Consider the following 17,928-nt stretch of genomic DNA (forward strand, 5'->3'; position numbering starts at 1 on the left):
AAGGCGAACCAGTCCAGCACGCAGCCGATCGGCGGTGTGCCCGGGGCGGTGTTGCGGAAGGCGGAGAGGGCGAACAGGGTGGCGGCCATCCAGGCGAGGGCGGGCCAGACCAGGCCCTCGCCCTGCGTGGTCAGGTACCAGGTGCCGATGATCACGGAGGCGGCCAGTGCCCACATGACCAGCATCATGAACACCGCGAAGACCAGCAGACTGCCCGACCGGGCCACGGACAGCGCGAGGGCCGCCTCCTGCCGGGGCGACACGGGTTCGGCGGTGACCGAGAACAGTGTGTCGTTGTTCGAGAACAGCAGCCGCACCGGTACCCGTCCGCCGTTCATGACGGCCCGGAACTCGATGTCGGTCTCGTAGGTGTCGAACGGGTAGTCGCCGATCGAGCCGCCGGAGAGGGCGACCCGCACGTCCCTGGTCGTGAGCCGCTCGTGTGCCTTGAACGCCAGGTCGCCGACGGTGGCCGCGGACGTCTGGAGGCCCAGGTCGGCCACTGGGGCCGTGCCGTCCTCCTCGCCGAGGGCCCCGCGCGGGACGACCCGGACCCTGAGCACCAGCTCCCTGCCCGCGGCGTCGACGCGCTGGACGGTGGCCTCCACGTCCACGCGGTCGGCGGCGCCGGACCCGGCGGTGCGGACCGTGTCGGCCGCCTGCCGCTCCGAGAACTGCAGCCACGACCCGACGGCCACCGCCGCCACGATCAGGACCGCGATCGGGATCAGGACGGGGAGGACCGACGTCCCGGAGCGGCGCGGGGGAGGAGGGTCCCAGGTGGACGTCATCGTGACTCCGGCGGCAGGAGGGGCGCAGCGGGTTCCTCCGGCCAGCGAAACCTCTCGGCGGCGCCGTCGCCACCCGGGTGGCCCGCCCGGCACCCCGCCCCCACCGGCGCGGGGCCGGGCGGCTTCCGGCGTACGCCCGGGCGGGCGGGCGGCGCGGTCAGCGGGGGATCACCCAGTCCGGCATCCAGGTCCCGGCGGTGTCCCGCCCGCCCGCCGCGCCGGCGAGGTGGGCGCGGAGGGCGGCCAGCCCCGGGTGGGGGTTGTCGCGGCGCCAGAGCAGCGCGTGCGGGTAGACCGGCGTCGGACCGGTCACCGGGATCCGGCGCAGACCGTGGCCCGCCGGCCAGACCAGCCGGGTCCGTTCGCTCATGAAGGTGGCCAGGGCCGGGGTGTCGGCGATGGTGTCGAGGAGCGCGTCGGAGCCGAAGTTGGGGCCCGTCGCCTCGATGGTGAGGCCGAACTCCGCCACCAGGTCGTCGTAGTAGGCGGTCCACTCGGTGCCCGGCACCACGCCCGGCATCCAGATCCGGTGCCCGGCCAGCTCGGCGAGGGTCACCGACCGGGCACCCGCCAGCGCGTGGGCGGGACCGGTCAGCAGCTGGAGCGGCTCGTCGAGCACCCGTACGGCCTCGACGTCCTCCGGAAGGGGCCGGCCCGGCGCGGCCACGGCGCGGAAGGACGCGTCGATCGCACCCGAGCGGATGGCGGCCACGGCCGTGTCGATCTCCAGCAGCATCACCACGTCGAGCTCGATCTCGGGGTGGGCGCGGTGGAACTCGCGCATCAGCCCCGTCGCCGCGCCCCGCGAGTTGATCACGTCCACGCGCAGCGGACGTCGGTCCGTACGGACCGACGCGACCGCGCGCTCGGCCGTGCGCAGCAGCTCCCGGGCGTGCGGCAGGAACGCCTGCCCGTCGATGGTGAGCTCGGCGCCGCGCGGCGTACGGGTGAACAGCCGCACCCCGAGGGCGCGCTCCAGCGCGGCGATGCGCTTGGAGACGGCCTGCTGGGTGACCGCCAGCTCGGCGGCGGCCTCCTGGAACTGCCCCGCCTCGGCGGCGGCGACGAAGGTCCGGACGGTGTCGAGGTCCATACCGCCACCCTAGGGCCACAACGATCGGTTGTGGTGGGGTGGCCTCCCGGTTGTTTGATCCCGGCAGGGAAACCCCGCTTTGATGCCGCTGCACGCTGATCGGTTGTACGGGCAGGGGCAGGAGCGTCGGGCATGGGGAGTGGGCGGTGGCGGGGACACCCGCGCGGCCATCGGCTGGGGCGGCCGTTCGGCCGGCTCTGGGCAGCGTACGGGACCAGTGCGCTCGGCACGTGGCTCGCCTTCGGGGCCTTCCCCCTGATCGCCGTCCGGGTGCTGCACGCCGGGCCGGCCGAGGTGGCCGCGCTGTCCTCCGCCGGGGCGGCGGCGGGCGCCGTCGCGGCGGTGCCGCTGGGCCCGTGGGCGGAGTCGCGCCGCAAGCGGCCCGTCCTGGTCGCGATGGACCTGCTGCGGTGCGCGGCGCTGCTGACGGTCCCGGCGGCCTTCGCGCTCGGCGCGCTCACCTTCCTCCAGCTCCTGCTGGTCTCCGTCGTCGTCGCGACGGCCGACATCACCTTCCGCGCCGCCTCCGGCGCCTACCTGAAGACCCTGCTGCCCGCCGGGGACCTGCTCGCCGCCAACGCCCGGCTGGAGTCCACCGCCTGGACGACCACCATCGCCGGACCGCCGCTGGGCGGCGCCCTGACCGGGCTGCTCGGCCCCGTGGCGACGGTGGTGGCGGACGCGGCGAGCTACCTGCTGTCGGCCCTGGCCATCCGCGCGACGGGCGGGCACGAACCGCCGCCCCGCCGCCCGGAGACGGGGCGGCCGAGGGCCCGGGACCTCCTGGAGGGCTGGCGGTTCGTCCTCGCCGACGCGGGCCTGCGCCCGCTGCTCTTCAACGCCGCCCTGTTCAACGGCCTGGTGATGGCCACCTCGCCGCTGCTGGCCGTCCTGATGCTCGGCCCGCTCGGCTTCGAGCCGTGGCAGTACGGCCTGGCCTTCGCCGCGCCCTCGGTCGGCGGGCTCCTCGGCTCGCGGCTGGCCCGTCCGCTCGTCACCCGGTACGGGCAGCACCGGGTCCTGACCGTCTCCGGAACCCTGCGCGCCCTCTGGTCCGTCGGCCTGGCCTTCGTGGGCCCGGGCACCGGGGGCCTGCTGCTGGTGACGGGCGTCGAGTTCGGGCTCATCCTCTGCTGCGGGGTCTTCAACCCGGTGTGCGCCACCTACCGCCTCGAACGCACCCCCTCCGGCCGCGTCACCCGTACGCTCTCCGCCTGGGCGGTGACGACGAAGGCCGCGACCGCCCTCCTGACGGCGCTCTGGGGCGTCCTGGGGACCCTCCTCGGCCCCCGCCCGGCCCTCGCCCTGGCGGGCGTGCTGCTGCTGGCCACCCCGCTGCTGCTCCCGCGCCGGCCCCCGCCCGCTCCGGACCCGGCGCGCGGGAGGGCCCACGGGTTCAAGGACGGGACCGCGGGGCGGACGTGACGGGCGGGGCGGAGCCGTCGGCGGGGACCCGTTCGGCCGCGCGGGCGATGTTGCGGGCCATTCCGCCGAAGACCGCCGCGTGGAAGGGGCTGACGGCCCACCAGTACAGGTGGCCGAGCAGGCCGCGCGGGTGGAAGAGGGCCCGCTGCCGGTAGCGGGACCGGTCCGCGTGCACCGGGTCGGGGTCGGCGTACATCTCCAGCCAGGCCAGCCCCGGTACCCGCATCTCGGCGCGCAGCCGCAGCAGCCGGCCCGGCTCGATCTCCTCCACCCGCCAGAAGTCCAGGGCGTCGCCCACCCGCAGCCGGCCGGCGTCACGGCGGCCCCGGCGGATGCCGCCGCCGCCCCCCAGCCGGTCCAGCCAGCCGCGTACCGCCCAGGCCAACGGGAAGGAGTACCAGCCGTTGTCCCCGCCGATGCCCTCCACCACCCGCCACAGGGCCCCCGGCGGGGCCGCCACCGGTGCGGTGCGGTGATCGGTGTAGAGGCTGCCGCCCGCCCAGTCCGGGTCGGTGGGCAGGGGGTCGCTGGGCGCGCCGGGCAGGGAGGCGTTGGACCACCGGGTGCTCACCCGCGCCTCGCGGACCCGCCGCAGCGCCAGGGCCAGGGCCCGGTCGAAGGGCAGCGGCCCGCCCGGCGGATCGGGCACCCAGCGGGCGATGTCGTGCTCCGCGCACACCACCTCGTGGCGCAGCGACTCGGCGAGCGGCCGGGCCAGCGCCCGGGGAACGGGGGTGACCAGGCCGATCCAGAGGCTGGAGAGACCCGGACTGAGCATGGGCACGCGCAGGATGCGCCGGTCCGGAAGCCCGGCCACCCGGGCGTAGCGGCGCATCATCTGCTCGTACGTCAGGACGTCGGGCCCGCCGATGTCGAAGGCCCGGCTGACCTCGGGCGGCATCGCGGCGCTCCCGACCAGGTAACGCAGCACGTCGCGCACGGCGATGGGCTGGACCCGGGTACCCACCCAGCTCGGCGTGACCATCACGGGCAGGCGCTCCGTCAGGTAGCGCAGCATCTCGAACGAGGCCGAGCCCGACCCGATGACCACGGCCGCCCGCAGCACGGTGCAGGGCACGCCGGACGCCAGCAGGACGGCCCCCACCTCGGCCCGGGAGCGCAGGTGCGGAGAGAGCCGTTCGGGGGACGGCCCGGCCGGGGTGAGACCGCCGAGGTAGACGATGCGCCGTACGCCGGCCAGCCGGGCCCGCTCGGCGAACAGGCGGGCGGCCGCCCGGTCGCGCTCCTCGAAACCGGGCCCGCCGCCGAGGGCGTGCACCAGGTAGTAGGCGACGGCCACCCCGCGCAGGGCCGCGTCCAGTGAGTCCCCGTCGGTGACGTCGCCGCGCACCACCTCGACGCGGGAGGCCCACGGGTGGTCGCGCAGCCGTTCCGGGGAGCGGGCCAGCGCCCGGACCCGGTAGCCGGCCTCGAGGAGTTCGGGCACCAGACGGCCGCCGATGTAGCCGGTGGCACCGGTGACCAGGCACAGGCCACCCGTCGGCCGCGTACCCGTCGGGCTCGTCCCGTCACCGCTCATGGACCGGCTCCCCTTCTTCCTGCGGTGATGCGGGCACCGCCCTTCCGAGCCTGGACCCGGGCGGGCCCGGCCGCAACGCCGCGCCTCCGGGGCGGGTGCCGTGCGGGCGTGCGGAGGGGGCGGGTTACGGTGTCCCTTTTCGAGGGGGGAGACAGCGATGTCGCACCAGACGGGGTGGGGACAGCACCACCCGGGACAGCCCGCACCGCAGTGGGGAGGCTGGGCGCCGCCCCCGCCGCGGCCGGGCGTCATTCCGCTCGGGCCGCTCCAAACGGGCGATGTGCTCAGCGGCGCCTTCACGGCGTTCCGGCGCTACTGGAAGCCGCTGACCGGTGTCATCCTGCTGGTCCAGGGCATCGGGATCCTGCTGGTCGGCGCGGCGATCGGCATCGCCGGCGTCGGCGTGGACACCCGCTTCGCCGCGGTGTTCAACCTCCCGGCGGGCGAGACCCCGGCGGCCGGGGACGTCGTGGCCCTGCTGCTGTACCTGGCGCCCGTCGTGGTGCTGATGCTGGTCACCATGGTCCTGCTCACCGGGATGATCGCCGCCGTGTGCCCGGCGGTGATCCAGGAGGCGGTGCTCGGCCGCCCCACCACCTTCGCCGCGATGTGGCGGCGCTGCTGGTCCCGGCTGCCGTCCGTCCTCGGGGTCCTGGTGTGCGTGGGGCTGCTCGCGGGCGGCCCGGTGCTGGTCCTGTACGCGGTCTGCGTCCCCTGGCTCTTCGCGGACGGCGGGGTCCCGCCGCTCCCCGTGTTCGTGCTGCTCCTGGGCGTGCTGCTCTGGATGCCCGTCATGCTGTGGCTCGCCGTCCGCTTCAGTCTGGCGCCCGCCGTCGCGGTGTGCGAGGGGCTCGGCCCGATCGCTTCCATGCGGCGCTCCGCCCGTCTGGTCGGCGGCGGCTGGTGGCGGACATTCGGCATCGCGGCGCTCGGATACCTGATGGCCGCGGTGGTCGGCTACGCCGTCCAGCTGCCGTTCACCTTCCTCGGGATGTTCGCGCTCCTCCCCGCCGTACTGGCCACGGGCGAAGCGGGGGACCCGACCACCCTGCTCTCCGGCATCGCCGTGTACGTGGCCTGCATGATGCTCGGCATGGCGGTCGGCTCGGTGTTCCAGCTCGGCTACCCCCAGCTGGTCCTGTCCCTGCTCTACGTGGACCAGCGCATCCGCAAGGAGAACCTCGCCGAGGCCCTCCTCACCGCCGCCGCCCCGGCTCCCCCTGGCCCGCGCTGAGGGCCGCAGCGGTGGTGGCGGGGCGCCTCGGGCGCTCCACCACCGGGCGGCAACACCGGCGCCGTGCCGCCCGCGTTGCGGATCAGCTGCCGGAGCACCTTCAGCGTGGTGACGTAGTCCGCGTCGTCGAGCGGTCTCCTTAGCACAGCGGGTCCGATCGGGTGTGAACCTCCGCGATGCCCGCCCGGGCCGGGGTCCGCCGCGACTACCGTGGCGGGACGGCCACGCCGCGCGGCGGCCGGAGAGGAGCGGGCCTGATGGGCACCGTGGTGGTGGGGTTCCGGCTCGGCTGGGACACGAAGGGCCGGCAGGCGACGGTGGTGCTCACCCGGGCGGGCGTCCTGCACCACAGCATGGGCCTGCTCGGCCTGGCGGCGCGCCCCGCGCGGCCGCACGCCCCGCACGGCCGCGACCCGCACCCGGTGCCGCGCCAGGCGGCGACCCTGCGCAGGCTGTACGCCGACCTCCTGCACCAGGGGTACACCCGCCGGCTGATCGCCCCGGCCTGCGTCCGCCTCACCACCGAAGAACACCCCCTCCACGCCCGCCCTTGGGGCGAGCACGCCCCGAGGGCGCACCCGGAGCTGATCGCCGACTTCACCGGCGCGGCGCCTTCGGGGCCGCGCTCGCTCGAGGACGCCCTGAGCGAGTTCTACGCGGCGATCGGCCTCACCGACCGCCGGAAACCCGCCGGGCCGCCCGTTCCGCGCCGGCCGGTCCCGCCCCAGGCCGTCCCGCTCCCGCCCCCGCCGAGGGGCGCCCGCTGGCCTCCCGTCCCGGACGCGCCGCCGGCTGGACCGTCACGGGCGCGGGCGTACGGCTGCGCGTGGGGCAGTCCGGCGAGGACCTCACCCCGCGCGAGGTCGCCGAACTGCAGGCCGCCCTGACGGCCTGGCTCCGTCACCAGGGCCGCCCCGGGGCGGGGTCCGCGGCCAGATGAGCGGGCGGGGCTCAGTCGCGCAGCAGCTCTTCGCGCAGACTGCCCAGGGTGCGGGTGAGCAGGCGCGAGACGTGCATCTGTGACATGCCGATCTCCTCCCCGATCTGCCGCTGGGTCATCTCCTGCCCGAAGCGCAACTGCAGGATGCGCGTGGTGCGTTCGTCCAGTCCGGACAGGAGCGGCGCCAGGGAGTGCAGGTCCTCGACCGTCTCCAGCGCGTGGTCGGTGTCACCCAGCGTCTCGGCGAGGCTGTGCGCGGACCCGGCGGCCGCGGGCACCGGCTCCCGGCCGTCGGCGGAGCCCGAGGGGGCGTCGAGGGACTGGGCGCTGTAGCCGTTCGCCGCGACCAGGCCCTGGCGGACCTCCTCCTCGTCGAGGTCCAGGTGCTCGGCGAGTTCGGCGGGGGTGGGCGCGCGGCCCGTCGCGGAGGTCAGGTCCTCCGTGGACCTGGCCAGCTGCGACCGCAGCTCCTGGAGGCGGCGCGGGACCCGTACGGCCCAGGTGGTGTCGCGGAAATGACGCTTGATCTCGCCGGTGATGTACGGCAGGGCGAGGGTGGAGAACTGGGTGTTCCGGTCGAGTTCGTAGCGGTCGATGGCTTTGATCAGGCCGATGATGCCGACCTGCACGATGTCCTCGTTCTCCGGGCCGCCCGGGCGGTCCCGGAACGGGCGGGCGGCGAAGTTCACCAGCGAGATGTTCATCTCGATCAGCGTGTTGCGGACGTACTGGTACTCCGGGGTGCCCTCTTCCAGGCTCCGCAGCCGTTCGAAGAACACCCGCGTCAGCCGGCGGGCCTCGGCCGGTTCCACCTCCCGTGGGCAGGGCACGTCCGGCAGTCCGTCATGCGTCGTCACCTCGGCAGTAGCCGTGAAGGTCATCGTCTCCGCTCCTTGGGCACGTGTGCTTGCGGTGCGTGCTCGAACGTTCCGATCAATCGGAACTCGGATTCCGCTCACCATGAACCCTGCCGGGAGAAGCGGACACACGTCAAGAGATACAGGAAAAGCATTTCTGGATTTGCCTTTCTTCAGTCTCCCGCCAAGAATGGCGGGGTGGAGAGTGAGCACGTGGAACCCCGCCGCAACCGCTGGACCTTCCTGACCAACCACGCCCGGGTCCTGATCACCATCGCCCGGGACCCCGGCGTCCGCCTGCGGGACATCGCCGCGGTCTGCGGCCTGACCGAGCGCACCGTGCAGGCGATCGTCACGGACCTCCAGGCGGACGGGTACCTCACACGCACCCGCGACGGCCGGCGCAACCGGTACGTCATCGCCCCCGGGGCGCGCTTCCGTCATCCCGCGGAGGCCGACCGCGAGATCGCCGGCGGCGCGGAGCCCCGGGCGACGGCCTGACCCCGGGGCGGCAGGCCTGACCCCGGGCGGCCGGCCTGACCCCTGGGCGCTCCGCGCCGGCAGGCCGACCGCCCGGGGCCGGGGCCCGCGTCAGGCGCCCTCGCCGAGCACGCCGCGGATCAACCGCCGCTGGTCCTCGGAGAGGTACGGGTCCTGGAGGTCGACCGCCCGGCCGTCGACGGTGATCCGGTAGTGGTAGCCGTCCGCGGTGGGCGCGACGGCCCGCTGCGCCAGTTCCTCCCACTGCGGTGCGTCCCGGCGGCCCGCGGTGTCGAGCGCGCGCTCCTCCTCGCCCCCGGCGAATCCGCCGGAACGGGTCACGGTGATCAGCATGGTCCTTCCTTCCTGGTCGGTGGCGCGCCGCCACGGGACCGGCCGGGTCCCGCGCTGCGCGGGCGGTGCGTAGCCCGCCACCGGCGCGGCTGCCCGCCATCCCCGCCGCCTCCCCCCGAACCGGCCCGGAGCACCCCGGATCGGCCGGAAACCGCCGTCCTATGGCCGAACCGGGAGGGGCGGTGACGTACCGGCCGCGGGTTTGCCGGTGGAGCGGGAGGGCACGCGCGGACCCGTTGCGCACCTTCCGCCCCCGACACCCCACGAGGAGCCATGAACGGCGTTCTGAGACTGCTGATCGTCATAGGCGGCTCGGCCCTGCTCACCTTCGCGGCCGGCCGGCTGGCCGACCTGCTGCTGAGGCGAGCGGACGCCCGCCACCCCGAGACCCCGCTGTGGAGCCTGCTGCGCCGCTGCGTGCTCCCCCTGCGCCTGCTCCTGCTGGCCGCGCTGCTGCGCGGGTCCTACCGGCAGATCGCGTGGCAGCCCCTGCGGACGCACGAGGCGGCCGTGGGCCGGACCCTCTCCCTGCTGACGATCGGCGCGGGCGCCTGGTGCGTCGTCCTGATCACCTCGGCGGTGGTGGAGTCCTCGTACGCCCGCTACGCCGCCGGCACCCGCGACCCGTCCCGGCTCCGCCGCGTCCGTACCCAGGTGACCCTCATCATGAGGATCGTAACCGCCGTCGTCGCACTGGTCGCGGCAGCCGCGATGCTGCTCACCTTCCCCGACTTCCGGGCCGTCGGCACCTCGGTGCTGGCCTCCGCGGGCATCATCGGCATCGTCGCGGGCGTGGCCGCCCAGGCCACCCTCGGCAACCTCTTCGCCGGGTTCCAGATCGCCTTCGGCGACCTGGTGCGCATCGGCGACACCGTCGTCGTCGACGGGGAGTGGGGGGTGGTGGAGGAGGTCACCCTCACCTTCCTCGCCGTACGCACCTGGGACGAGCGCCGGATCACCATGCCCGTCTCCTACTTCACCGGCAAACCCTTCGAGAACTGGTCCCGCGGCGGGATCCAGATGACCGGCACGGTGTTCCTGCACTGCGACCACAGCGCCCCCGTCCCGCTGATCCGCGAACGGCTCAAGGAGATCCTGGACGGCTGCGCGGCGTGGGACGGACGCGGCTGGGACCTCGCGGTCACCGACACCACCCCCACCACCGTCGTCCTGCGGGCCATCGTCACCGCCAAGGACCCCGACGACCTGTGGACCGCCCGCTGCACGGTGCGCGAGCAACTCGTCGCCTGGCTCGCCGAGGAGCACCCCTACGCCCTCCCGCGCGTCGCCACCTCCCTGGCCGCCCCCGTCCCGCACGGCCCGGCGGACTCCGCGCGGACGGCGAGGTTTCACGAGGCGTGATGAGGCCAGACGAGGGACGGACGGGACGCACGTCACACGCGAAAGGAGTCCAACCATGTCGAACGTGTCACGGCTGCCGGGCCGGGCGGAGCACCACTGGGCGTGGCAGGAGCGCGCCGCCTGCCGCGACCTGGGCCCGGACAGGTTCTTCCACCCGGCGGGGGAGCGCGGTGAGGACCGCGCGGAACGCGACGAGGCGGCCAGGGAGATATGCGCACTGTGCCCGGTGCAGGTGGAGTGCCTGCGCCACGCCCTGCGCGTACAGGAGCCCTACGGGGTGTGGGGCGGCCTGACCGAGGAGGAGCGGCGTCCCCTGTACGCCGGGGCGGCGGGGGCGAGGTAGCCGGGAGACGTCCTGCCGACGCCGTACGGGGGACGTCCGCCGCGTGATCACTGCCGCCGACGGGGAAGAGGCGAAGGTATGTCCGACCTCGCACGTCCCGACCGTCCCCTCCGTCCCCTCCGCGACCTCCCGCGCCGGCTGCTGGCCAGGCGGCGGGACCCCGTGGTGGTGCAGAGCGTACGCTCCACCGGGGCCGCGGTCGTCTCGTACGTGGTCGCGCTGCGGCTCAGCAACGAGCCCGCGCCGCTGACGGCCCCGCTCACCGCGCTGCTCGTCGTCCAGGTCACCCTCTACTCCACCCTCACCACCGGTGTGCGCCGCGTGAACTCCGTCGTGGCCGGGGTACTGGTGGCGGTCGGGTTCAGCGCGCTCGTGGGCCTGACCTGGTGGAGCCTCGGGCTGGTCATCCTGGCCTCGCTGGTCGTCGGACACCTGGTCCGGGTGGACGAGTTCGTCCCCGAGGTGGCGATCAGCGCGATGCTGGTCCTCGGTGTCACCCGGGTGGCCGACACGGCCTGGGACAGGGTGCTGGAGACGCTGATCGGCGCGGTGGTCGGACTGGCCTTCAATCTCCTGTTCGCCCCGCCCGTCTGGGTGGAACCCGCCGGCCGGGCGATCGACGACCTCGCCGCCCGTATGGCCGCGCTGATGACCGGCATGGCCGACGAACTCACCGGACGCACCACCGTCGCCGAGGCCGCGACCCGGCTGCACGAGGCACGCCGCCTCGACAACGACATCGCGGGCGTGGACGCCGCGCTGCGCCAGGCGGAGGACAGCCTGCGCCTGAACCCCCGGGTACGGGAGGGGCTGCTGTTCCGGCTGGTCCTGCGCACGGGCCTGGACACCCTGGAGATCTGCGCGGTGGTGCTGCGCGTCTCGGCCCGGGCGCTCACCGACCTGGCGAAGGCCCGCACGGACGAGCCGCTGTTCTCGCCGCCCGTGACGCGTGCCCTGCAGGACCTGTTCGGGCACATGGCGCTCGCCGTCCACAGCTTCTCCCGGCTGATCACCGCCCAGGTCACCACCAACGCCGAGGAGCAGGAGGAGCGGCTCACCCGGGAACTGGGCATGGCGCGGGAGGCCCGCGACCGGCTGGCGCACCTGCTGCTGGAGCAGCTGCGGACCGAGCCGGGGCAGTGGCAGCTGCACGGCGCCCTGCTCGCCGACGTCGACCGGGTGCTGGACGAACTCGACGTGGACAAACGTTCGCAGCGCCTCATGGAAGAACTGGACCGCCACTCCCGCCTCCGCCACGAGGGCGGCACGCGCCTGAGCCGCGCCCTGCGCCGGGGCCGCCGGATCAGCGGTCCTTGAGCAGCGCGCAGGCGAAGTCCTCCTCGACCGTACGCAGCCGGGCGAGGAGGGCGGGCTTGTTGCCCTTGCTGGTCTGGGTGTTGATGGAGAACGTCAGGGAGCGGGTGCCGTCGGGGGTGGTGGCGGCGAGCTGGGTGTAGCCGGGGAAGTTGCCGGTGTGGCCGTGGAGCACGCCGCAGCGGGTGCTGTACCGGTAGACCGCCAGCCCGGCGGCGTTGGTGCCCGGTCCCGCCGGCTCGGAGGAGTCACCGGGGCGGAACGTCAGCTGCTCCTTGCGGGTCGCCTCCGACAGCAGGGCGGGGCCGCCGTACCCGCGGATGAAGGCGCCCAGTTCCCGGGGGGTGGAGACGATGCCGCCGGAGGCCCAGACCCCGGAGGCACCGATGGCCTCGCTGACGTCCTCGGGTTCGGCGGGCGGGCTGACGTCGTAGCCGTGCAGGAACGGGCGGGGCAGCCGGTACCCCAGGGGCAGGCTGGTCTCGCGCAGGCCCAGGGGACGGTACACGAGCTCCTCGAGGAGCTCCTCGTAGCGGCGGCCGGTGGCCGCCTCGGCCATGAGGGCGACGGCGATGTTGTCGGAGTTGGAGTACTCGTACAGGGTGCCGGGGCGGAACAGCAGCGGCTCGTCCGCGACGAAGCCGAGGAGGGTGCGGGGGTCGAACCGGTGGCGGGGGTCGGCCTGGAGGATGCGCAGGAACTCGGGGTCGGCGGAGAAGTCCGGCAGGCCGCTGGTGTGCTGGAGGAGCTCGCGCAGGGTCACCGCGTGCCAGTCGGCGGGCAGGGCCGGCAGCCGTTCGCCGATGGTGTCGTCCAGGGAGAGCCGCCCTCGGTCGACGAGCCGCAGGGCCACGGCGCCGCTGTACGCCTTCGCGATGCTGGCGACGCGCATGTGGTCGTCGAGGTCCGGGCGCCGGCCGGTGGCGAGGTCGCCGACGCCTGCGGTGTACACCTGCGTCCGCCCGTACCGGGTGAGCACGGCGATCGCCCCGGGCGGGCCGTCCTCCTGGGCGACGAGCCGTTCGAGCTGCCGCTGGAGGCGCTCGTCGTGGCCGGGGTGTCCGCCGGCGCCGGCCGGGCCCGCGCCGGCCGCCTGCGCGGGCGCGAGGAGCGTGCCGAGGGCGGCGGCGGCGAGGGCGGCGGCGGACAGGCCGGTGCGGTGGCGGCGTACGCGGGTGGGCACGGGCGTCTCCCGGTGTGGGCGGGTCGGGCCGACGTCCGGAGCGGGGCCGCCGGTACCGCCTGCCTAGCACCCGGGCGGACACGGCGGTCCCCCACGCGGGGTGCGTCGCGCCCGGGAGCCTCCTGGGGGCGTCCGGCAAGATCATGCCCGGGGCGCCGGGCTTCCCCCCGCGGCAGAGCAGGCCGAACCCTGGACCACAGCCGGCTCGAACCGCGGGCACCGTCGGCGCCGTCACGGTCCGCTGCGGCCTGCCGGCGGCTCGTCGCGGAACCGGGCGGCGTATGGGCCGCCCGGGACCGGAGCGGGAGCCGGGAAACGCGGAGCTAGGAAACCGGCACCCCGGGGCGGAGGAACCACAGCCCGGTCAGCCGGCCGTCCGTGTTGAACGTGACGCGGAACTCCCCGGGCTGCTTCGCCATCCGGAGCGGCACGCTCACCACCGTCCCCGCCGCCGTCACGGCCTGCCGGGGCTCCCCGTGCGACAGGTAGCGTCCGAACCCGGCCTGGTACGCCTCCCAGGACTTCCGCAGCACCTCGGGGGAGGCCTGCTGTCGGAGTGCCGTGTCGAACCGGGCCGAGACGGCGTCGAAGTCACCGCGCACCACCTCGGCGAGGGTGTCGAGGGCGGACCGACCGTACGAGTCGTCCCGGCCGGGCACCGCCACGGCCCCCACCCGGGCGGTGGCCGGCGGCGCGGCCTCGGCGGACCCCTCCGCGACGACGCACAACGCCGCCGTGGCGACCACCGCGACGGCGACGTGGGCCGCGTGCCGGACGGACGCGCCGCTGCGCGGGAGCACGGTCATGGATCGCTCCTTCCGCCAGAGGAAGGGGGCGGACGGCGCACCGCGCGCACCCGCCACCCCACTTCAGGCTAGGGCGGCCCCGAACCGCCCGCACATCGGCTCCCGCGCCCCGGGGAACGGCCGCGGCGGACGCGACCTCCCTTACGCGCCCCGCGATCGCAGCAGGTAGGCAGCGGTGCGGGAGACGCTGCGGTCCTCGTCCCGCGAGAGGTCCGCCAGGGCCCCTGCCGCCGTGCCCCCGGGGATGCCGGCGAGTGCCTGCACCAGCCGCAGCCGGCCCGGCGCCGCGGCCGCGCCGTGAACGAGGCGGCCCCGGAGCCCGGCGGCGATCCGCTCCGCCAGCGCAGGATCACCGGCCAGCGCGCTCAACGCGTCGGCCGCGTCCACGTCGTTCACCCCCTCGACGACCATGTCGGTGAGCGCCGGGACCGCCCGCGCCACCCCCCGGACCCCCAGCGCCAGGGCCGCCGACCGGCGGACCCCGGCGTCCCCGTCCTCCAGGGCCTCCTCCAGCAGGGCGGTCGCCCCGTGCAGGGGGATCTCCGCGAGGGCCCGCACCGCGCGTTCCCGCACCTCGGGCTCGGCCGACCGCAGCCCCTCCCCGAGCGGCCCGACCGCGGCGCCGCCGGCCCGGGCCAGCGCCCACCGCAGGGCGCCGGCGACAGCGGCGTCCGTCTCGCCCAACGCGGCCTCGGCCAGGGCCGGCACCGGCGCCGCGCCCCCCTCGGCCACGCACAGGGCCGCACGCTGGCGCTCCCCGGGACTCGGGGACCTGAGCGCCTGGAGCAGCGCGACGGCCCGCAGCACCTCCTCCCAGCCGGCCGGTTCTCCCAGCCGGCCGGTTCCGCGGCCCCGATCCGTTCGAGCCGGGTCAGGAGCCGGGACTCGGCGGCGATGCGCTCGCGCACCTGCCGCGCCAGCTCCTCGATCAGCCCGGAGGGCGTGAAGCCGGGATCGTCCAGCGCCCGCGCGACGTCCCGCAGCCCGAGCCCCAGCGACCGCAGGCTCTCGATGTGGAAGATCCGCCGGACGTCCTCGTCCGCGTACTCCCGGTAGCCCGCCCCGCTGCGGCCGGCCGGCCGCAGCAGCCCCAGCGACTCGTAGTGCCGCAGCATCCGGGCGCTGACCCCGGAACGCCGCGCCACCTCACCGATCAGCACCCGCTCCACTCCCTCCGGCCGGACCCGCCCCGCCTACCCTCCGACCATGATCCGCTTCGCTTCCCGGAGGGCCCACTCGAACCCCGCGTCGGGGTCGCGCAGCAGCCGCTCCGTGGCGATGGCGTGCTCGCGCACCCCCGGGACCGGATCCGCCGCCGCGGTCCGCAGGACCGGTGCCACCTCCTCGCCCAGGGCGACGAACGCCCGGCTGAGGCTCAGCCGGGTCTCGAGCCCGCCCCGCCCGAGCTGCGTCGCCAGCACGGCCGCCAGGTCCGGTGCCCCGCCCTCGGGAACGAGGACGACCGCCGCCCGCCAGGCGCTGCGCGCCACCGTGTCGTCGGCATCGGTCAGCAGCCCGCGGGTGACCGCCGGCCAGGCCCGCCGGTCCCCGATCTTGGACAGCGTGTGCAGGGCCTGACTGCGTTCCTGGGCGGACTCCGAGCCCAGCGCCTCCACCAGCTTCGGAACCGTCACCTCGGCCGGCTGGCGGACCAGCGCCCACGTCAGCATGTCCCGGACGAAGAACTCGGGCTCGACCGCGCACCGCGCGATCAGAGCGTCGGCGCAACGGGGATCCGCGGCCGTGCCCACCTCCAGCGCCGCCCGCAGCCGCACCGACGCACTGCCGTGCTCCAGCCCCTCCAGGGCCCGCACCAGCTCCGCTTCCATCTTCCGCGTGATCACCGGGACCACCTCCTCGACGGACAGCGAAGACCTTGCCACCGTGTCAAGGTCAAGCCGGCCGCGGGGGACCGCCCGTGGTCAGCAGCCGCCGCAGTTGTAGTAGAGGACGTCCCAGTGGTTGCCCTCGTCCGCGTAGACGTTGCCCGAGCCCGACTTCCACTGGGGAGCGCCGTCGCCGCGCACGCCGATGTAGGCGAACGTGCCCTTGATGTAGTTGGTGAGGCAGGTGGCCTTGGCGTAGTCGAGCTTGTAGCCGTTCCAGTGGGAGTACGTACCGCTCGCGTGCCCGGTCTCGGTGCCGCCGGTGATGTTGAGCGCGCAGCCGCTGGCGCTCTTCAGGGTCTGGGCGCCCTGGGCCGTGGCGAGGTTGAGCTGCTCGAAGGAGGTACAGGTCGGGTTGTCGCGGTCCGAGCAGTTCCCCGAGGAGGACCAGGTGATCCCGGCCTGGCGGAACATCGACGTGGCCGTCGCATGGGTGATCTTGGTCGCCGCCTGGGCCTGGGCCGTACCGGACAGTGCGCCGAAGCCCGGTGCGAAGAGCGCGCCGAGGACGAGGAACAGGGCGGTGAGGACGGATCGGGTCTTCACGACGTGAGCCTCCTGCTGGATGACCGTGGGGGGTGGGGCCGGGTCCGTGCGGGTGGGGCACCGGAGATGGTGCCCGACCCGGCAGCCGGCGCGCCAGAGGGCCCCTCGCCGTCCGGCCCGCTCGTCGGCGGCCGGTGAAACCTTTTCCCAGTACGACTGATCCACCCGCACGGGTGGACCGCCCGCCGCAGCCCGGCCCCGGCAGCTGACGGCCCCTCTATAAACGGGGTGTCCTCCACCCCGTTGCCTCCACTGATGGGTCGTCACGCCATGCTGAAAGCCGCCCTGCGGGTGCTCGCCGCCACCTTCGTCCTCTCCGCCGCCGCCCTGACGCCGCCCGCCGCGGCCGCCGACGACGACTCCAGTGCCCCCTGCGGCCCCGTCGTCGAGTACCGCGCCTGGGACTGGTGGCGCACCACGACCAACCAGACGATCGCGAGGACGGTCGCGTCCACGGCGGCCGGGGAACGCTGGCAGTGGCGCGATGACGTCAACACCCTGTGGCGCGGCGACACCAGGGAGAACGTCGAGGAGATCTTCCGGACCGGCTTCACCCCGCGCGGCGACCAGCTCATCCCGCTCGCGGAGTACATCGTCAAGGGCGGCGGCCAGCTCAGCGCCCACCTCAGCACCAGCTGTGACCCGTCCGTCGCCAAGCGGTTCGCCACGTACGGCGCGGAGAAGACCGGCTGGGTGTACGAGATCTACGCGCCCGGCGGCATCGACGTGAACGCGACGGCCCGGCTGAACGGCTACCAGTCGCCGTACCTGTGGAACAAGGAGATCGACTTCCCGGGCGGGGTGCAGGGCAACTTCATCAAGGGCGCGTGCAAGTACCGGCTCACGGGCACCGATCCGGTCACCAACGACAAGACCTGGGAGCAGCTCGGCTGCAAGGACAACGCAGGCTTTGCCCCGTACAAGAACGACCGGGCCGCCTACGTCCTCGCGCACTGATCCCGGCCGCCCGGCCGCGGTACCGGGGCCACCGCCCGGTCCGTCCGGCGCGTCCGGGCCGGGGCGGCGGGCGGCGGGCCCGGGCGGCGGCACGGGACCGCCCGTCGCGCCGTCAGAAGCCCCAGGGGCTGAGCTCGGTGATGGCGGCGAACAGGTGCCCCCACACGTCCGCCGCGGGGGCGTCCTCGTCCACCGTGAGCGGTTCGAGGGCGGCGACCTCGCGGAGGAAGTCCCCCTCGCCGTCCTCGCCGGGGTGCCCGTTCCAGCAGGCACCCATGAAACGGTACTGGGCCTCCAGGACCCGTACGAACGTCTCGGTGTCCCGGGCGAGCGGGAAGGGCTCCTCGCCGTTGCGGACCAGCGACACCGCGCCCGTCTCCGGGTGGACCAGCACCCGGCCGGTGTCGCCATAGGCCAGGTCCAGGGTGCCCAGGTGGAGCAGGCCGTTCGCGTCGGGCTCCTGGGCCTCCTCCCGGCCCCAGGCCAGCGTGAAGGTGGCCACCCCTGCGGCGAACCAGGTCGGCAGCCCCGCCGTCACGGCCAGCTCCCGCGTGGGCGCGTGCCCGAGCGCGGCGGGCAGCTGATCGGCCGTCAGCACCACCATGCCGTCCGCGTCGAACGCCGCCTCCAGGCGGGCGGCGTCCAGGGGCGTCTCGGCGGGCGCCGGCCCCGCGAACCACGGGGCGGCCCCGCCCCAGGAGACGGCCCCGGCGTCCGCCGGCCCGTCCGCCGCCGCGCCGCCGTGCTCCAGGACCACGATCCCGCGCGGCTCGGAGAACAGGACGCGACCGCCGCCCAGGGGCACGGGGTCCTCCCA

Annotated in this window: 18 protein-coding genes and 1 pseudogene; 8 read left to right on the forward strand and 11 right to left on the reverse strand. The window is 74.9% G+C overall.

Annotated features, from left to right (window positions below):
- On the reverse strand, positions 1 to 791 hold a 791-nt coding region (locus VR44_RS11945), incomplete at its 3' end, for a DUF4436 family protein (protein WP_045947424.1).
- Positions 792 to 948: 157 nt separating this feature from the next.
- Positions 949 to 1,884 (reverse strand): LysR family transcriptional regulator, encoded by a 936-nt coding sequence (locus VR44_RS11950; protein ID WP_045947425.1) that lies wholly within the window; start codon positions 1,882 to 1,884, stop codon positions 949 to 951.
- A gap of 132 nt (positions 1,885 to 2,016) precedes the next feature.
- Between VR44_RS11950 and VR44_RS11955 the strand changes: the two genes are divergently transcribed.
- A complete protein-coding gene (locus VR44_RS11955) occupies positions 2,017 to 3,309 on the forward strand; it encodes an MFS transporter (protein ID WP_045947426.1) in 1,293 nt (430 codons plus the stop codon).
- Here the strand turns inward: VR44_RS11955 and VR44_RS11960 are convergent.
- Positions 3,281 to 4,849 (reverse strand): SDR family oxidoreductase, encoded by a 1,569-nt coding sequence (locus VR44_RS11960; RefSeq protein WP_045947427.1) that lies wholly within the window; start codon positions 4,847 to 4,849, stop codon positions 3,281 to 3,283. The genes VR44_RS11955 and VR44_RS11960 overlap by 29 nt on opposite strands.
- Positions 4,850 to 5,006: 157 nt before the next feature.
- On the opposite strand from VR44_RS11960, the gene VR44_RS11965 reads away from it, so the two are divergent.
- Both VR44_RS11965 and VR44_RS11970 read left to right on the forward strand, forming a co-directional pair.
- Positions 5,007 to 6,083 (forward strand): hypothetical protein, encoded by a 1,077-nt coding sequence (locus VR44_RS11965; RefSeq protein ID WP_157880282.1) that lies wholly within the window; start codon positions 5,007 to 5,009, stop codon positions 6,081 to 6,083.
- Positions 6,084 to 6,340: 257 nt separating this feature from the next.
- Complete coding sequence (locus VR44_RS11970) at positions 6,341 to 6,970, forward strand: hypothetical protein (protein WP_045947429.1); 630 nt, start codon at positions 6,341 to 6,343, stop codon at positions 6,968 to 6,970.
- 64 nt (positions 6,971 to 7,034) lie between these two features.
- Here the strand turns inward: VR44_RS11970 and VR44_RS11975 are convergent, their stop codons facing one another.
- Entirely contained in the window at positions 7,035 to 7,904 is an 870-nt protein-coding gene (locus VR44_RS11975) for a SigB/SigF/SigG family RNA polymerase sigma factor (protein WP_045947430.1), read from the reverse strand.
- Between the two features lie 174 nt (positions 7,905 to 8,078).
- On the opposite strand from VR44_RS11975, the gene VR44_RS47065 reads away from it, so the two are divergent.
- Positions 8,079 to 8,381 (forward strand): helix-turn-helix transcriptional regulator, encoded by a 303-nt coding sequence (locus VR44_RS47065; protein WP_045947431.1) that lies wholly within the window; start codon positions 8,079 to 8,081, stop codon positions 8,379 to 8,381.
- Between the two features lie 90 nt (positions 8,382 to 8,471).
- Here VR44_RS47065 and VR44_RS11985 read toward each other — a convergent pair whose 3' ends face one another.
- Entirely contained in the window at positions 8,472 to 8,714 is a 243-nt protein-coding gene (locus tag VR44_RS11985) for a protealysin inhibitor emfourin (RefSeq protein WP_045947432.1), read from the reverse strand.
- A gap of 273 nt (positions 8,715 to 8,987) precedes the next feature.
- On the opposite strand from VR44_RS11985, the gene VR44_RS11990 reads away from it, so the two are divergent.
- The 3 genes from VR44_RS11990 (at position 8,988) to VR44_RS12000 (ending at position 11,736) form a co-directional block, all read left to right on the forward strand.
- Positions 8,988 to 10,076, forward strand: coding sequence for a mechanosensitive ion channel family protein (locus VR44_RS11990; RefSeq protein ID WP_045947433.1), 1,089 nt, complete (start codon positions 8,988 to 8,990; stop codon positions 10,074 to 10,076).
- Positions 10,077 to 10,131: 55 nt separating this feature from the next.
- A complete protein-coding gene (locus VR44_RS11995; RefSeq protein WP_045947434.1) occupies positions 10,132 to 10,419 on the forward strand; it encodes a WhiB family transcriptional regulator in 288 nt (95 codons plus the stop codon).
- A gap of 78 nt (positions 10,420 to 10,497) precedes the next feature.
- Positions 10,498 to 11,736, forward strand: coding sequence for an aromatic acid exporter family protein (locus tag VR44_RS12000; RefSeq protein ID WP_045947435.1), 1,239 nt, complete (start codon positions 10,498 to 10,500; stop codon positions 11,734 to 11,736).
- On the opposite strand, the gene VR44_RS12005 is transcribed toward VR44_RS12000, so the two are convergent.
- The 5 genes and pseudogenes from VR44_RS12005 to VR44_RS12025 all read right to left on the reverse strand — a co-directional run bounded on the left by VR44_RS12005 (position 11,723) and on the right by VR44_RS12025 (position 16,154).
- Complete coding sequence (locus VR44_RS12005) at positions 11,723 to 12,916, reverse strand: serine hydrolase domain-containing protein (protein WP_045947436.1); 1,194 nt, start codon at positions 12,914 to 12,916, stop codon at positions 11,723 to 11,725. The two genes, VR44_RS12000 and VR44_RS12005, sit on opposite strands and share 14 nt — an antisense overlap.
- 323 nt (positions 12,917 to 13,239) lie before the next feature.
- The gene (locus VR44_RS12010; protein WP_045947437.1) at positions 13,240 to 13,722 is read right to left on the reverse strand and encodes a DUF3887 domain-containing protein; all 483 of its coding nucleotides are present in this window, start codon (positions 13,720 to 13,722) and stop codon (positions 13,240 to 13,242) included.
- A 141-nt stretch (positions 13,723 to 13,863) separates the two neighbouring features.
- A pseudogene (locus tag VR44_RS12015) lies at positions 13,864 to 14,882 on the reverse strand (HEAT repeat domain-containing protein).
- Between the two features lie 33 nt (positions 14,883 to 14,915).
- Complete coding sequence (locus VR44_RS12020; protein ID WP_245691715.1) at positions 14,916 to 15,605, reverse strand: HEAT repeat domain-containing protein; 690 nt, start codon at positions 15,603 to 15,605, stop codon at positions 14,916 to 14,918.
- Positions 15,606 to 15,644: 39 nt separating this feature from the next.
- Positions 15,645 to 16,154 (reverse strand): hypothetical protein, encoded by a 510-nt coding sequence (locus VR44_RS12025; protein ID WP_045947438.1) that lies wholly within the window; start codon positions 16,152 to 16,154, stop codon positions 15,645 to 15,647.
- 255 nt (positions 16,155 to 16,409) lie between these two features.
- On the opposite strand from VR44_RS12025, the gene VR44_RS12030 reads away from it, so the two are divergent.
- A complete protein-coding gene (locus VR44_RS12030; protein WP_045947439.1) occupies positions 16,410 to 17,111 on the forward strand; it encodes a scabin-related ADP-ribosyltransferase in 702 nt (233 codons plus the stop codon).
- Between the two features lie 112 nt (positions 17,112 to 17,223).
- Here the strand turns inward: VR44_RS12030 and VR44_RS12035 are convergent.
- Positions 17,224 to 17,928: SUKH-4 family immunity protein (locus VR44_RS12035; RefSeq protein ID WP_211275055.1), on the reverse strand; the 705-nt coding region annotated here is incomplete at its 5' end.

It is taken from the genome of Streptomyces katrae (assembly GCF_000966975.1).
In the GTDB taxonomy this organism is placed as follows: domain Bacteria; phylum Actinomycetota; class Actinomycetes; order Streptomycetales; family Streptomycetaceae; genus Streptomyces; species Streptomyces katrae.